This window comes from Rhodoferax sp. GW822-FHT04A08, assembly GCF_058801025.1.
On record NZ_JBXAMW010000011.1, the window covers coordinates 120,492 to 135,255 of the forward strand.

General features: G+C 62.3%; 15 protein-coding genes. 7 read left to right on the forward strand and 8 right to left on the reverse strand.

All coding sequences use genetic code 11. The annotated features are described in order from the left end of the window. Positions 1 to 2 precede the first annotated feature (2 nt). Both gspD and AC1RMF_RS19545 read left to right on the forward strand, forming a co-directional pair. On the forward strand, positions 3 to 2,099 hold the full coding sequence (gspD, locus tag AC1RMF_RS19540) for a type II secretion system secretin GspD (RefSeq protein ID WP_493143684.1): 2,097 nt from the start codon (positions 3 to 5) through the stop codon (positions 2,097 to 2,099). Positions 2,100 to 2,110: 11 nt separating this feature from the next. Next, a complete protein-coding gene (locus AC1RMF_RS19545; protein ID WP_493143685.1) occupies positions 2,111 to 3,505 on the forward strand; it encodes a GspE/PulE family protein in 1,395 nt (464 codons plus the stop codon). Between the two features lie 11 nt (positions 3,506 to 3,516). Here AC1RMF_RS19545 and AC1RMF_RS19550 read toward each other — a convergent pair whose 3' ends face one another. Continuing rightward, positions 3,517 to 4,284: a heparan-alpha-glucosaminide N-acetyltransferase gene (locus AC1RMF_RS19550; protein WP_493143687.1), complete on the reverse strand. Its 768-nt coding sequence runs from the start codon at positions 4,282 to 4,284 to the stop codon at positions 3,517 to 3,519. Between the two features lie 87 nt (positions 4,285 to 4,371). On the opposite strand from AC1RMF_RS19550, the gene gspF reads away from it, so the two are divergent. The 4 genes from gspF to AC1RMF_RS19570 all read left to right on the forward strand — a co-directional run bounded on the left by gspF (position 4,372) and on the right by AC1RMF_RS19570 (position 8,098). After that, positions 4,372 to 5,601 carry a type II secretion system inner membrane protein GspF gene (gene gspF / locus AC1RMF_RS19555; RefSeq protein WP_342616540.1) on the forward strand — a complete coding sequence of 410 codons (1,230 nt, stop codon included), beginning with the start codon at positions 4,372 to 4,374 and terminating at the stop codon, positions 5,599 to 5,601. A gap of 77 nt (positions 5,602 to 5,678) precedes the next feature. Next, complete coding sequence (locus AC1RMF_RS19560) at positions 5,679 to 6,131, forward strand: DUF2844 domain-containing protein (protein WP_493143688.1); 453 nt, start codon at positions 5,679 to 5,681, stop codon at positions 6,129 to 6,131. Positions 6,132 to 6,141: 10 nt separating this feature from the next. After that, the gene (locus tag AC1RMF_RS19565) at positions 6,142 to 7,380 is read left to right on the forward strand and encodes a DUF3443 family protein (RefSeq protein WP_493143690.1); all 1,239 of its coding nucleotides are present in this window, start codon (positions 6,142 to 6,144) and stop codon (positions 7,378 to 7,380) included. A gap of 16 nt (positions 7,381 to 7,396) precedes the next feature. Next, a complete protein-coding gene (locus tag AC1RMF_RS19570; protein ID WP_493143692.1) occupies positions 7,397 to 8,098 on the forward strand; it encodes a type 1 glutamine amidotransferase in 702 nt (233 codons plus the stop codon). Between the two features lie 7 nt (positions 8,099 to 8,105). On the opposite strand, the gene AC1RMF_RS19575 is transcribed toward AC1RMF_RS19570, so the two are convergent. From AC1RMF_RS19575 to AC1RMF_RS19600, 6 genes are all read right to left on the reverse strand, one after another. After that, positions 8,106 to 8,792, reverse strand: coding sequence for a CBS domain-containing protein (locus AC1RMF_RS19575; RefSeq protein ID WP_493143693.1), 687 nt, complete (start codon positions 8,790 to 8,792; stop codon positions 8,106 to 8,108). Positions 8,793 to 8,840: 48 nt separating this feature from the next. Then, on the reverse strand, positions 8,841 to 10,013 hold the full coding sequence (gene hemW / locus AC1RMF_RS19580) for a radical SAM family heme chaperone HemW (RefSeq protein ID WP_493143733.1): 1,173 nt from the start codon (positions 10,011 to 10,013) through the stop codon (positions 8,841 to 8,843). A 77-nt stretch (positions 10,014 to 10,090) separates the two neighbouring features. Further along, the gene (rdgB, locus tag AC1RMF_RS19585; protein ID WP_493143695.1) at positions 10,091 to 10,705 is read right to left on the reverse strand and encodes an RdgB/HAM1 family non-canonical purine NTP pyrophosphatase; all 615 of its coding nucleotides are present in this window, start codon (positions 10,703 to 10,705) and stop codon (positions 10,091 to 10,093) included. Positions 10,706 to 10,725: 20 nt separating this feature from the next. Continuing rightward, positions 10,726 to 11,454, reverse strand: coding sequence for a ribonuclease PH (gene rph, locus AC1RMF_RS19590; protein ID WP_493143697.1), 729 nt, complete (start codon positions 11,452 to 11,454; stop codon positions 10,726 to 10,728). 39 nt (positions 11,455 to 11,493) lie between these two features. After that, positions 11,494 to 12,408 (reverse strand): PP2C family protein-serine/threonine phosphatase, encoded by a 915-nt coding sequence (locus AC1RMF_RS19595; protein WP_342616533.1) that lies wholly within the window; start codon positions 12,406 to 12,408, stop codon positions 11,494 to 11,496. Beyond that, positions 12,405 to 13,406, reverse strand: coding sequence for a serine/threonine protein kinase (locus tag AC1RMF_RS19600; RefSeq protein WP_342616532.1), 1,002 nt, complete (start codon positions 13,404 to 13,406; stop codon positions 12,405 to 12,407). The genes AC1RMF_RS19595 and AC1RMF_RS19600 overlap by 4 nt, the downstream gene beginning before the upstream one ends. Before the next feature lie 79 nt (positions 13,407 to 13,485). Between AC1RMF_RS19600 and AC1RMF_RS19605 the strand changes: the two genes are divergently transcribed. Beyond that, positions 13,486 to 14,403, forward strand: coding sequence for a YicC/YloC family endoribonuclease (locus tag AC1RMF_RS19605; protein WP_493143698.1), 918 nt, complete (start codon positions 13,486 to 13,488; stop codon positions 14,401 to 14,403). 15 nt (positions 14,404 to 14,418) lie between these two features. Here AC1RMF_RS19605 and AC1RMF_RS19610 read toward each other — a convergent pair whose 3' ends face one another. Continuing rightward, on the reverse strand, positions 14,419 to 14,616 hold the full coding sequence (locus AC1RMF_RS19610) for a hypothetical protein (protein ID WP_342616530.1): 198 nt from the start codon (positions 14,614 to 14,616) through the stop codon (positions 14,419 to 14,421). Between the last annotated feature and the right edge of the window lie 148 nt (positions 14,617 to 14,764).

Sequence of the window (14,764 nt, forward strand, 5' to 3'; positions counted from 1 at the left end):
CCATGCGAAACACCTTGCCATTTACACCCGTCAGCACCTGGGCATGCAGCCTGGGTCTGGTCATGGGCCTGACCTGCGGCCTTGCCTTCGCCCAATCCGCCACGCCTGCTGCCGACATGCCGGCCAAGGGCGCACCGGTCACCCTGAACTTTGTCAACGCCGAAATCGAATCGGTCGCCCGCGCCATGTCCAGCATGACAGGCCGCCAGGTGGTGTTGGACCCGCGCGTGAAGGGCACCATCAACCTGAGCAGCGACAAACCGGTCTCCCCGGCTGCTGCCTACAACCAGTTCCTGGCCGCGCTGCGCCTGCAAGGCTTCACCGTGGTGGAGTCTGCAGGGCTGGACAAGGTCGTACCCGAAGCCGATGCCAAGCTGCAAAGCGGTTCGGTCAGCGCCGATGCCAGTGGCAAGACGGCGCTAGGCAACCAGATCGTCACGCAGATCTTCAAGCTCAACTTCGAGAGTGCGGCCAACCTGCTGCCGGTGCTGCGTCCACTGATCAGTCCCAACAACGTCATCAACGTCAACCCCGGCAACAACTCGCTCATCATCACCGACTACGCGGACAACCTACAGCGCATCGCCCGCATCATCGCGGCAAGCGACGTGGCCAATGGCAGCGACCTGGAAATCCTGCCGCTGAAGTACGCCATTGCCAACGATCTCGCGCCCCTGGTACTGCGCCTGGTGGACAGTGGCGTGAGCGCCGCGCCTGCGGCCGGTCAGGCCGACACCAGCTTCAAGACCACCATCATTGCTGAACCGCGCAGCAACGCACTCATCGTGCGCGCCGCCAACCCGGCGCGTGTGGCGCTGGTGAAATCCCTGGTTGCCCGGTTGGACCAGCCCACAGTGCAGGGTGATGGCGGTACCGGCAACATCCACGTAGTCACGCTCAAGAACGCCGACGCCACCAAGCTGGCCGCCACACTGCGCGCCGTCATGTCCGGCGAAGTGCATGCCGCCAGTAGCGCAGCCACACCTGCAAGCGGCGCCTCTGGAACCTCGACAACGGCGTCCACTGCCTCGCAAACCACCACGGGTGGGCAAGTGCAGGCGGATGTGGCCACCAACTCGCTCATCATCACGGCACCCGACCCGCAGTACCGCCAGCTGCGCGCCGTCATCGATCAGCTCGATGGCCGCCGTGCCCAGGTCTTTGTGGAAAGCCTGATCGTCGAAGTCAATGCCGACCGCGCTGCCGAATTCGGCATCCAGTGGCAAGGCGCCAGTGGCAGCAACGGAGATTCCGTCATCGGACTGCTGGGTACCAATTTCGGCAGCGGCGGCAAGAACATCATCAATCTTGCAACCGGTGCAGCATCTGGCACCGTTACCCCTGGCGCCGGGCTGAATATTGGTGCGGCCACGCTCAACAACGGTGTCTACACCCTGGGCTTCCTTGCTCGCTTCCTGGAGCAGAACGGCGATGGCAACGTGCTGTCCACACCCAATCTGCTGACGCTGGACAACGAAGAGGCCAAGATCGTCATTGGCCAGAACGTGCCCTTCGTTACCGGCCAGTACACCAATTCCAGCACCACCACGTCCGGCACGGTCAACCCGTTCCAGACCATCGAACGCAAGGACGTGGGCCTGACGCTCAAGGTCAAGCCGCAGATCAGCGAGAACGGCACGGTCAAGCTCACCATCTTCCAGGAAGTCTCCACCGTGCAAGCTTCGAGCGTGAACTCGGCCACCGGCCTGATCACCAACAAGCGCTCCATCGAATCCAATGTGCTGGTAGATGATGGCTCCATCGTCGTGCTGGGCGGCCTGCTGCAGGACACCTACGCGGGCAACAACGACCGCGTGCCCGGCCTGGCCGACATTCCCATTCTGGGTGCGTTGTTCCGCAGCGAGTCACGCAGCCGCAGCAAGACCAACCTGATGGTGTTTCTGCGACCAGTAGTGGTGCGCGACGCCAGCGCGATGCAAGCCCTTTCCAGCACCCGCTATGACCAGATGCGCGGCCTGCAGCAAACCGGCCAGCCGCTGCCCAACACGGTGATTCCCATCAACGAATCTTCCGTCATGCCCGCACTGCCACCCGACTCGGTGAAGAGCAAGCCGACCACCATCGTTGCGCCCCAGTAAGCCCTGAGCCCATGGCGTCCCGCTACCCCCTTCCCTACGCCTTCGCACGCAACCAGCAGCTGTTGCTGGAGCAGGACGGCGACACGCTGACCCTGTGGGTGCATGCCACCACATCGCCCGGTGGCATCAGCGAAGCCCTGCGCAAATACCGCGCGGACCGCGTCGAGCTACTGTCCGCCGACACCCTGCAGCAGCGCATCAGCGCGGCCTATGCACAAGGCGAGTCCAGCGCTGCCTCAGTGGTCAGCGAAGTGCAGAGCGACGCCGACCTGACCCGCATGATGCAGGAGCTGCCCGCCGTGGAAGACCTGCTGGAGAGCGCTGGCGACGCGCCCATCATCCGCATGCTCAACGCACTGCTGACCCAGGCCGCGCGCGACGGTGCCAGCGACATCCACATCGAGCCCTTCGAGCGCCACAGCAGCGTGCGCTTTCGTGTCGATGGCACCCTGCGCGAAGTGGTGCAACCCAACCGCGCCCTGCACGCCGCGCTGATCTCGCGCCTGAAGATCATGGCGCAGCTGGACATCGCCGAGCGACGCCTGCCGCAAGACGGCCGCATCTCCCTGCGCATAGGCACGCGCGCCATGGACGTGCGCGTGAGCACCCTGCCCAGCGCGCATGGCGAGCGCGCTGTACTGCGCCTGCTGGACAAGAGCCAGAGCAAGCTCGATCTGGAATCGGTGGGCATGCAGGGCGATGTGTTGCAACGCATGGAGGGGCTGATTGCCCAGCCCCACGGCATCATCCTGGTGACCGGCCCCACCGGCTCCGGCAAGACCACCACGCTGTATGCGGCGCTCAGCCGGCTGGACGCCAGCCGCAGCAACATCATGACGGTGGAAGACCCGATCGAATACGAACTGGCCGGCGTGGGACAGACCCAGGTCAATGCCAAGATCGACCTGACCTTTGCCAAGGCCCTGCGTGCCATCCTGCGGCAGGACCCGGACGTGATCATGATCGGCGAAATCCGCGACTTCGAGACCGCGCACATTGCCATCCAGGCGTCCCTCACCGGTCACCTGGTACTGGCCACGCTGCACACCAACGATGCCGCCAGCGCCGTCACCCGCCTGATCGACATGGGCGTGGAGCCTTTCCTGCTCAGCTCCAGCCTGCTGGGTGTGCTGGCCCAGCGCCTGGTGCGCAAGCTCTGCACCCATTGCCACGGCGCAGGATGTGCCGAGTGTTCACAGACCGGCTACCTGGGCCGTACCGGCATCTTTGAACTGCTGGTGACCGATGACACCCAGCGCGCTTTGATCCACCGCCAGGCGTCCGATGCCGAACTGCGTGAAGCCGCGCTGCAGGCCGGTATGGTGTTGATGCGCGACGACGGCGCACGGCTGGTGCAGTCGGGTGTGACATCCGCAGAAGAGCTGATTCGCGTGACGCGCGATTAGTGTGTGCGCATTCAGCGCAGCGTGCCCACCAAGGTGAAGCTGGCAAGCAGCACCGGCTGGTGCAACATGTAATAGCTCAGGCTCCAGCGCCCCAGAAAAGCCAGGCCGCGCACCGGTGCCCGCAACGGCCCTTGCAACAGCGTTGCACCCAGCCGCTCCAGCACACGTGCGTGGCGACGCAACAGCCATTGCCCCAGCACCAGTCCGAAACACATCACGCCAAACCAGGGAAACAGCGGCGCGTAATCCTCGGTAATGGGCTTGTGGCTGATCAGGCCCAGCCAGTTGAAGCCGCGCTCATTCAGAAAATCCAGCGCGGGCCAGGCGGCATGCGCCTTGGCTGCCAACGCCGGCAGCACCAGTGACACCACACCCACCGGCAACAGCCAAGCATCCGCGCCAGCAGAGCGCCGCGCCAGCAACAGCATCAGCGCCATGCCATGCAGGATGCCAAAGTAGATGAAGCTGTTCGGAAACATGAGCCAGGACCCCGCAGTCACCAGCAGCGCGCACCCCGCAATCTGGTACCAGCGCCGCCAGAAGCGCGCCCAGCTCTGCCCCTGCTCGACAGCAACCGCCTGACCCAGCCCCGCGCATAGGACAAACAGGGTGACGATGGCGGCACGCTGCACGGTCCACAACGGATTGGCGTAAAAGCTGGTGTGCAGGTAGCCGAAATACTGCAGGTCAAAGCAGAAATGAAACACCGTCATCCACACCATGGCAAGGCCCCGCAACACATCGATGGCGGCAAAACGGGGCGTGGTTGAAACGGGCATGGCGCCATTGTCACCGAGGTGCCGGCCCTCTTCCAGAGCATCGCCGCTGCGCGGCCTGCACCGGCATCTTCGTGATAAGGTTGCCCCATGCCCGCCTACTCCTTTATCGCCCTGGACGGCCAGGGGCAAACCCGCAAAGGGACTCTGGAGGCCGACAGTGCCAAGTCGGCACGTACGCAGCTGCGCGCCCAGTCTTTCATCCCGCTGTCGGTACAGGTGCTGGCCGGACGGGCCCAGTCGGAGTCCGGCGGCGAACTCGCAGGCCGCGGTTGGCGCGCCAGCGTCTTCAACAGCAACACGCTGGCCATATGGACAAGGCAACTGGCCGAGCTGGTCGGCTCCGGACTGCCGCTGGAGCAGGCGCTGGGCTCCCTGTCGGAAGAGGCGGAAACCGAAGCCCATCGCAACCTCAATGCATCGCTGCGCGCTTCGGTCAACGGCGGCAGCAGTTTTGCCAAGGCGCTGGAGCAGCATCCGCGCGAGTTTGCTGACATTTATGTGGCGGTGGTCGGCGCCGGGGAACAAAGCGGGCACCTGGCGCTGGTGCTGGCGCGTCTGGCCGAAGATCTGGAGGAGCGCCAGGCCCTGAAATCCAAGCTGATAGGTGCCGCGCTCTATCCGGCCATTGTCTCGGCCGTGGCAGTGCTGATCGTGCTGTTTCTGGTAGGTTATGTGGTGCCCCAAGTGGCCCATGTGTTTGCTGGCAGCAAGCATGCGCTGCCCTTTCTCACCGTGGCCATGATGGCCATCAGTGACTTTGTGCGCGGCTATGGCTGGATGGTGCTGCTGCTCTTGCTAGCCGCCGCGGCGCTGCTCTGGCAATTGCTGAAGAACCCCGGCCTGCGGGAACAGTGGGATGCGGGGTGGCTCAACCTGCCCATCCTGGGCAAACTGGCGCGCGGCTACAACGCGGCCCGCTTTGCCAGCACCCTGGCCATGCTGAGTGCTGCAGGCGTGCCCATTCTGCAGGCGCTGCAGGCCGCAGCCCAGACGCTGAGCAACCAGGCGCTCAAGCGTGACGCGCTGGATGCGCTGGTGCTGGTGCGCGAAGGCGCGCCCCTGGCGGCGGCCCTGTCGCAGAAGAAGCGCTTTCCCGGCCTGCTGTCCATGTTTGCCCGGCTGGGTGAACAGACCGGCCAATTGCCCACCATGTTGGACCGTGCGGCCAAGCAGCTCAGTACCGAAGTGCAGCGCCGCGCCATGCACCTGGCCACCTTGCTGGAGCCCCTGCTGATCGTTGCCATGGGCCTGGTGGTCATGCTCATTGTGCTGGCGGTGCTCATGCCTATCATCCAGTTGAACCAGTGGGTGAAATAATTTGTCACTAACAGGGAGCGCAAAACTGGTGACAAAGTGGTAATCTTTAGGCGAGGGAACAACTTTTAAATACATGTATGCACACTTACCGTGGCTTCGCACGCGTCCGGCTGGCAACCACCGCGCTGCTTTTAATGAGTGGCTCTGTATGGGCCGCACTGGGCGGCAATCTGGCCTCGGTACAAAGTGACCAGCAAGCCTTCGCGGCGACCAATGCGCAAACGTCCTTGGCAGGCGGCACGTTATACACGCAAACACTCCCCAACAGTCTGATCATCCGCCAGTACGTGGATGCGGCCGGCAACGTCTACGCCGTGGCCTGGGAAGGCCCGGTACTGCCGGACTTCCAGCGCCTGCTCGGCGCTTCCTACCCCAGTTACCAGCAAGCGGTACTGCAGCAGCAGCGCGGGGTGCGTCTGCAGACGCCGAGCTTGGTCATCGAGTCCGGCGGCATGATGCGCTCTTTCATGGGACGCGCCTTTTTGCCAGCGCAATTGCCTTCGGCGCTCTCCGCCCAGAGCATCCACTGACGGACTTCACATGAACTTGCTACCTTTTTTGGGTCACCTGCGCAGTCTGGTTTTCTGTTCCGCGTTGTGCCTGGCGATGCTCACTGGTTGCGGTGGCGGCGGTTCGGGCAATTCGGCGTCCACATCGGCAGCCAGCCTGCCTCCCAGTGCGGCCAGCGCTAGTGACTCCAATGTGGCCATCGTCAGTGTCGAAGCCGGACCAGGAAGCAATGTAAATATTCCCTACGTCACTGTCACTCTGTGCGTTCCCGGCACCACAACCTGCAAGTCCATTGACCATGTGCTGCTGGACACCGGCTCCACCGGCTTGCGCATCTTTTCCAGCAATCTCAGTGCTGCGCCAGCATTGAGTCTGCCGGCGCAGACCATCAATGGCAGTTCCACGATAACGGAATGCGCACAATTTCTGAATTCGGTAGCCTGGGGTTCCATCAAAAATGCCGACGTCAGAATAGGCAACAAGACGGCTAACTCGGTGGCAGTACAGGTGATGGATTCCAACATGCCGGCTGGCCTGAGCTCCGTCTGCAGCAGCAACCCGGTCATGGTTCCGCCTGGCACCGCAACTGGCAACCAGACCGCACTGAGTGCCAACGGCATTCTGGGAGTGAGTCTGTTTGCCAATGATGGGCAACACTATTTCTATTGCGCCAGTCCGACCACGGCTTGCTACTTCATTCCAGCGACCAACCAGCAAGTGCAGAACCCGGTCACCCAGTTCGCCAGCGACAACAATGGCGTCGTGGTGCAGTTGCCGACAATCTCCTCCACCGGGAATACCAGTGCGCAGGGATACCTGATCTTCGGCGTGGGCACCCAATCCAACAATTCGCTGGGAAGCGCCAATGTGGTTGCGGTGAATGCCAACAGCGGCTACTTCACTACCAGCTACAAAGGCTCAAATTTCACCCACAGCTTTATCGACAGTGGCTCCAACGGGCTGTATTTCGACGACGCATCCATCTCGACCTCCTGCACCTACGCAGCCACAGGCTTTTATTGCCCACCATCGTCTCTGTCCCTGTCTGCGACGCTGGGTTCGGCTTCGGTGAATTTTTCCATCGCTAACGCGGACAGCCTGTTTTCTTCCGGCGCAAGCAATTACGCCTTCAACAACCTGGGCGGCACTCTGGCGACGGGATACTTTGACTGGGGTTTGCCGTTCTTCTTCGGACGCTACGTCTATACCGTAGTCGAAGGCAAAACCGTGGGAGCCCAGACCGGTCCGTTCTACGCATTCACCAACTGATTCGCTTTCTGCGCGCATGAAACCGGTTGCCATCGTCCAGCACGATATCCATGACGGCCCAAGCTACTTTGCAACCTGGCTGCAAGGCCAGGGCATAGGCTTTGAAGTGTTTGCCATGTTTGACGGCCATACCCTGCCGACAGATCTTTCCCGTTTCAGCGGCCTGTGCATGCTGGGCGGGCCCATGAGCGCCAATGACGCACTTCCCTATTACCCGCAACTGTTGCGCCTGGTGCGCGCAGCGGTGCAACTGCGGCAACCGGTGATAGGCCATTGCCTGGGGGGTCAGTTGCTCAGCCGCGCGTTGGGCGGTACGGTGCAGGCATCGGCCAACCTGGAAATCGGCTGGAGTCGGCTTGACCCTGCGCATGTGGAAGCAGCTGACTGGTTTGGGCCTTTGCCCGTGCAACTGTTCCAGTGGCATGGCGAGTCCTTCAGCATTCCGCCAGGAGCGACCCACCTGCTGGTGGGCCAGCACTGCGCCAACCAGGCCTATGTGCTGGACGACATGCATCTGGGCATGCAGTTCCATTGCGAGGTCGATCTGCCCAAGCTGCAATGCTGGCTGGAACTGGGAGCGAGCGAGATGCAACGCAGCACGTCACCCGGTGTGCAGAGGCCCGACGCCATCCTGCAAACGCTGCAAGCCGATCTGGAACGCAGCCAGCGTACGGCCGACCGCATCTACAGCCGCTGGGCCCAGGGCCTGCAGCGCTAAGGCGCCTTCAGCTCCACAGATCCAGCGGCGGATCGGACACCACGGCACGCAGGATGTCGGTGCGCGAGACAAAGGCCACCACCGCCCCCTGCTCGTCCACCACCGGCAATCCCGGCAGCCCCGTATCCAGCAACACCCTGGCGAGCCTGCGGATATCGGTTTCCGGCGCCACACTGGGCACCGGTGTCCACATGATGTCCTGCACGTTCTGCATCAGGAATGACTGCCATACCAAGGCGTGGGTTTGCGGCCCCGGCAAGCGATCGGACCGCATCAGGTCGGCACGGCTGAGCAGCCCCACCAGCGTGCCCTGCGCATCCACCACCGGCGCCTGCCCCAGGTGGTGCTCTGCCAGCATGCTCCAGGCACCGGCCACGGTGGCGTCATCGCGCAGCGTCATGGCGCCGGAATTCATGATGTCGCGCACCAACGTCAGAGGATGGCGTGGTATGAAGGTCTTGCTGGCCTGCTCATACGCGGCCATGGCACCACGGTGCACCAGGTCCTGCGCCGGTGTGCCTGCCCCACCTCCGGGCTTGGGCAACACCATTCCGGGCACGGGATCACCCAGGCCATCGCGGGCTACGCCGAGAATTTTCTGGGTTCGCCCCAGCGCTGCGGTCGGGCCGATCCTGCGCAACTCTTCCATGGAGCCGCGAAACAGACGCCCCGCCTTGCCATATACCGAGAACATAGACGCCCCTTATTCCACCGTGAGCTCCCTGCGCAGGCAGACAGCGCACTAGGAAGCATTGGACAGGAAAAGTTCCTGCAAGTCACTCAAAAAGTCAAAGCCGCGCACGGTGGGCCGCACGCGGGCAAAGTCCCGCTCGATCAGTCCCTTGCGCTCGGCCTCCACCAGTGCTGCTTCAATGCTGCTGGAAGACAGGCCGGTGCGTTCGGTGAAATCACGCAGCCCGAATCCATGGCGCAGGCGCAAGGCGTTGAGCATGTATTCAAACGCCAGGTCGTTGCGCGCCACTTCCTCATCCTGCGCCAGCGCAGCTCCGGCCAACGCCTGCTGCATGTAGCGCGCCGGATCGCGAAAGCGCACCTGGCGCACGACCCGGTGGGCAAAGCTGATCTTGCTGTGGGCGCCCGCGCCAATACCCAGATAGTCACCAAACTGCCAGTAGTTGAGGTTGTGCCAGCAGCGGTGGCCATCTCGCGCATACGCCGACACCTCGTAACGCTGCAGGCCGGCGGTCTGGGTGCGTTCGGTGATCAGATCCAACATGGCGTAAGCCGCATCATCCTCTGGCACCACCGGCGGGTACTTGGCGAAATAGGTGTTGGGCTCTATGGTCAGGTGGTAGATCGAAATGTGCGGCGGCTTGAACTGCAAGGCCCGGGCAATGTCTTCATCTACCTGCTGCAAGGTTTGCCCGGGCAACGCATACATGATGTCCAGGTTGAAGGTGTCAAAGGCCTGCGTCGCCTCTTCCACGGCGGCCAACGCCTGAGCGCTGTCGTGCACGCGGCCCAGTGCCTTCAGGTGTGCGTCGTTAAAGCTTTGCACGCCAATCGACAGGCGCGTGACACCCGCCTGGCGGAAGGCACGGAAGCGGTCCTTCTCGAAAGTGCCGGGGTTGGCCTCCATGGTGATCTCGCAATCCGGCGTCAACGGCAACCGTGCCCGCACGTCCCCCAGCAACCGGTCTATAGAGGCTGGCGAGAACAGGCTGGGTGTGCCACCCCCGATGAAGATGCTGTGTACCGGGCGGCCCCAGATCAGCGGCAAGGCGGCATCCAGATCGGCCACCAGGGCATCCAGGTAGCGCTGTTCGGGCAGCCCGTCGCCTTGCACCGCATGCGAATTGAAATCGCAGTAGGGGCACTTTTTCAGGCACCAGGGCAGATGGATGTAGAGGCTCAAGGGTGGCAGGGACGACAGCTGCAGGCCGCCAGGGCGCATGTAGTACTGGATGTCATGCTGCACCACCGCCTCTTGCAACTGTTCGTGCGGCGTGACGGGGATGACAGGCACGGTCTTCAAGCCGCGTCCTGGCCCAGCCATTGTTCACGCATCAACTGGACCATGGTGCGCGCAGCGCGGCCGCGGTGGCTGTTGGCATTCTTCACCTCCGGCGCCAGCTGGGCGAAGGTCTGGCCAAACTCCGGAATCCACATCACCGGATCAAAGCCAAAGCCGTTGCTCCCCATGGGCTCCTGCGTCAGCAGGCCACGGGCGCGGCCCATGGCGATCAGCGGCTCAGGATCGTTCTCTGATCGCACCGCTACCAATGTGCTGACCAGGGCGGCGCGGCGGTTCTCCATACCGCGCATCTGCTTCAACAAGGCGATGACGTTGTTGTCGTCGCCCTTGGGATAGCCGAACTGGGTGGCGTAGTACGCGGTGTCCACGCCGGGCAATCCGCCCAGTGCATCCACGCACAGCCCGGCATCGTCGGCCAGCGCCGGCAAGCCGGTGTAGTGAGCCGCATTGCGGGCCTTGGCCAGCGCGTTTTCCACAAAGGTGCGATGTGGCTCGGGTGCTTCGGGTACGCCCAACTCACTCTGGGTGATCAATGTGCAGCCCAAGGGACCGAACAGCGCCTGCAGCTCGACCAGCTTGCCCTTGTTGTTGGAGGCCAGGACGATTTTCATGGGCAGTCCGATGCGTCTGCTCAGGCAGCCAGCGCCTGCTGCTGCAGCGCCATCAGCTCAGTGATGCCTTTTTCGGCCAGGTCCAGCAGGGTATTCATTTCCATACGGCTGAAGGCAACGCCTTCGGCAGTGCCCTGCACTTCCACAAAATGCCCGGCGCCGGTCATGACCACGTTCATGTCGGTGTCACAGGCAGAGTCTTCCACGTACTCCAGATCCAGCAGGGGCGTGCCTTGCACAATGCCCACGGAGATGGCCGCCACGGGCGCGATGATGGGGCTCTGGCTGATCTTGCCCGCTGCCAGCAATCCGTTGACGGCGTCCTGAGCAGCCACGAAAGCGCCGGTGATGGCGGCTGTGCGGGTGCCCCCATCGGCCTGCAGCACATCGCAATCGAGCTGAATGGTGCGCTCGCCCAGCAGTTTGAGGTCAAACACGGCGCGCAGGGAGCGGCCTATGAGGCGCTGGATTTCCTGGGTGCGACCGCTTTGCTTGCCGCGCGCCGCCTCACGGTCGCTGCGGGTGTGGGTGGAGCGCGGCAGCATGCCGTATTCGGCAGTGACCCAGCCTTCGCCGCTGCCACGCTTGTGCGGAGGCACCTTTTCTTCGACCGATGCGGTGCACAGCACCTTGGTGGCGCCAAACTCGATCAGCACCGATCCTTCGGCGTGGATGGTGTAGCCGCGAGTGATGCGTACCGGGCGCAAGGCGTCGGCCGCACGGAGGGATGTGCGCGTAAAGGCGGTCATGGAATTTTCTCTTTTAACTCAAAGGGGACCGCACAGCACTCAGTGCTTGCGGGAAAAGGCGGTGCGGCGTATGGCCGCGTTGATCTCGGCAATCGAACGCTCAATGGCTTCGTCGTCCAGTTCTTCTGCCTCGGAATCCAGCCAGGCGGCCTGCACGGTAGAGGCAAACATGTCGTCATCCATGTTCTGGGTGCTGATGTCGCCGCGGGTGGTTTCGAACACGTCGGGCGTTTCCCACTCCATGGCAATCAGGGTGACGTTGTCACTGCTGGCACCGGCCTTGATCAGGGCGCGTTCAACCAGCTCCGGCGCCGCCACGGAAACGGCTTTTTGTCCCAGATGCAGAACGATTTCCGGATCTTCCAGACTGCCCCACAGCCCATCGGAACACAGCAGGATCTTGTCACCTTGCTGCAGCGGAACCGGGCCGGCAATATCGAACACCGGCTTGGTGGGAGAGCCCAGACAGGTGAAGAGAACGTTGCGATTGACATCCTTGGACGACGGGGGCCGCTTGGAGTCGCGCTGCTGTTCCAGATAGGAGTGGTCCCGGGTGCGGGCCAGAAGCTCTCCTTCGCGCACGAAGTACAGGCGGGAATCGCCGCAATGGGCCCAATGCGCCATTCCGCCCTGCACCACCGCCACGACCAGGGTAGTACGGGGCGTATCGCTCAGGCCACCGTCCACCGCATAGCGCAAGATCTGGCGGTGCGCAGCCATCACAGCGGTGTTCAGGAATGCCTTGACGTCATGCAGTTCGGGTTTGGCTTCCTTCTGATAGAGCGCTGAAATGGTTTGCAAGGCGAGCTGTGCCGCCACTTCGCCTTCGGGGTGGCCGCCCATGCCATCGGCCAACAGGAACAGCCCCGAGCTATTGGTGTAGCAGTAGCCCATGCGGTCTTCATTCTTCTCACGGCCGCCCTTGCGGCTGATCTGGAAAACGGAAAACTTCATTTGGGTTTGCCCGCCGGAACGGGCGCTGCCGACTTCTTGGTTTCAGCCACCATGTTGTCAAATTGCATGCGCACCTTTTCGGCCACCGAGAGCTTGGTGTAACGACGCTCGCCTTCGCGGCTGAGCTCCTTTTGCAAGGCAAACACGGATTGGGGCCGCGACAGCGGGTCCAATGCCATGCACCACTCCACCACTTCGATCAGGTTGTCGGAATACACGCCACGCAGGCGCGCCAAGGCGATGGCAATCCGGTCCTTATCCTGGCGCTGCGGCGCCTCGCTGGGCGGATAGCCCTGCATGCAGGCATACATGCAGGCACCGATGGCGTAGATGTCGGTCCAGGGCCCCATGGCCGCGTCGCGCCGATACATTTCCGGAGCAGCGAAGCCCGGCGTGTACATGGGGCGGATGAAGCTGCCTTCCTTGCTCAGCACTTCGCGTGCCGCACCGAAATCAATCAGCACCGCTTTGTTGTCGTCGGTGATGAAGATGTTGGCCGGCTTGATGTCCAGATGCAGCATCTTGTGCTGGTGCACGATGCGCAGTCCGCGCAGGATTTCATCAAACAGGGAGCGGATGGTGGATTCGCGGAACACCTTACTTTGCTTGAGTTCGCGCGCGGTCACGATGAAATCCTGCAAGGCACTGCCTTCCAGGTAGTTCATCACCATGTAAACGGTTTCGTTTTCACGGAAAAAGTTCAACACGCTCACCACCGAGGGGTGGGAAATCTGCGCCAGCGACCGGCCTTCCTCAAAAAAACTCTTGAGGCCCAAGCGATAGAGTGAGAGCTTCTCCGGCAGCACCTGGGGCAGCAATTCGCCAGGCGCCCGCGCCGCCAGGGAGGAAGGTAGATATTCCTTGATCGCCACCTGTTGGCCTTCGGAGTCCAGTGCCAGGTACACCAGGCCAAAACCGCCAGCGGCGACTTTGCGCACGATGCGGTAACCCCCTACAACCGTATCGGGGGGCAGTGGTGAAGGCTTGACCTTGGACATGGATGGATTGGCTGTGCTGGTCGGTGCGATCTAAATCAGGTTATTCTCAGGGCCATCCCTATTGACCCGAGAACCCGCAATGCCAGTTTACAGCATGACTGGCTATGCCAGTGCCCAGCACAGCACAGCCAACAGCCAACCCGATTCCGAAGTACGTACTCCGCCTGCAGCCCAACTGGGGCTTGAGATCCGGTCGGTCAACAGCCGTTTTCTGGACCTGACTTTCCGTCTTCCGGAAGACCTGCGCCAGTTTGAGCCCAGCCTGCGCGAATTGATCATTGCCAAGCTCAAGCGGGGCAAGGTGGAGGTCCGTGCCTCCATTGAAACCGCCAATGCCACCGGCGTGACCGAACCCAGCCCCAAGCTGCTGCAGCGCCTCAACAGCGCCCAGGACAGCGTGCGCTCCTGGCTACCCCAGGCCACGCCGCTGAGCGTGGCCGACGTATTGCGCCTGGCCGCCGCCGAGCAAAGTGGCACCCGTGACTGGAGCCAAGCCGTCACCCCCCTGGCGGAAAAGGTTTTGAAAGAGCTTCTGGCCGCGCGCCAGCGTGAAGGCACCCGACTGTCTGCCATGCTGAGCGAACGCCTGGGGCAGCTGCGCGCGCTGGCGGCGCAGGCCACGCCCTTGGTTCCGCAATTGGTGGAACAGCAGCGTCAGCGCTTTTTGGACCGCTGGAAGGAAGCCATGGCACTTGCCGACGGCGCCAACCTACCCGAAGCGGCACTGGATCGCGCTCTGACGGAAGCCACCGCCTTTGCCATCCGCATTGATGTGGCTGAGGAAATCACCCGTCTGGACTCCCATCTGGATGAAATCGAGCGCCTGCTGAAAAAGGGCGGAGAAGTCGGCAAGCGCCTGGACTTCCTGATCCAGGAATTGCATCGCGAAGCCAACACCCTGGGCTCCAAGTCATCGGCCCTGGAACTCACCCGCATCTCGGTGGACATGAAGGTGCTGATCGAGCAGATGCGCGAGCAGGTGCAGAACATCGAGTAATTTTTTTGGTGGGAGCTAAGGTATCACGGCACTAGCCGCAGCACCCACCGCCTTGGCAGTCACTTTGACTCCGGTCGCCACCACGGTGACCGCGGCGTCCGCCACTGCAACTACGGCACAGCCTTGCAGTAAAAAAATAACGCAAGCTGTGGCCGTCCAGTGCAGCAGTGCAATTCTTGCCGGTGGCATTTCACTCTTCTGATTCTTTGTCATATTTTCTTACCGCGTAGGCCCTCGGATTCGTGTTGGTACTTGCTTGTTCTCATGGGAAGGTATGCAACCCATGGGCAGGAGTATTGCAAGACACAAAAAATCTCGTCTTCTACTTTGCACAGTTGATATATATCGAATGTGTATCTGT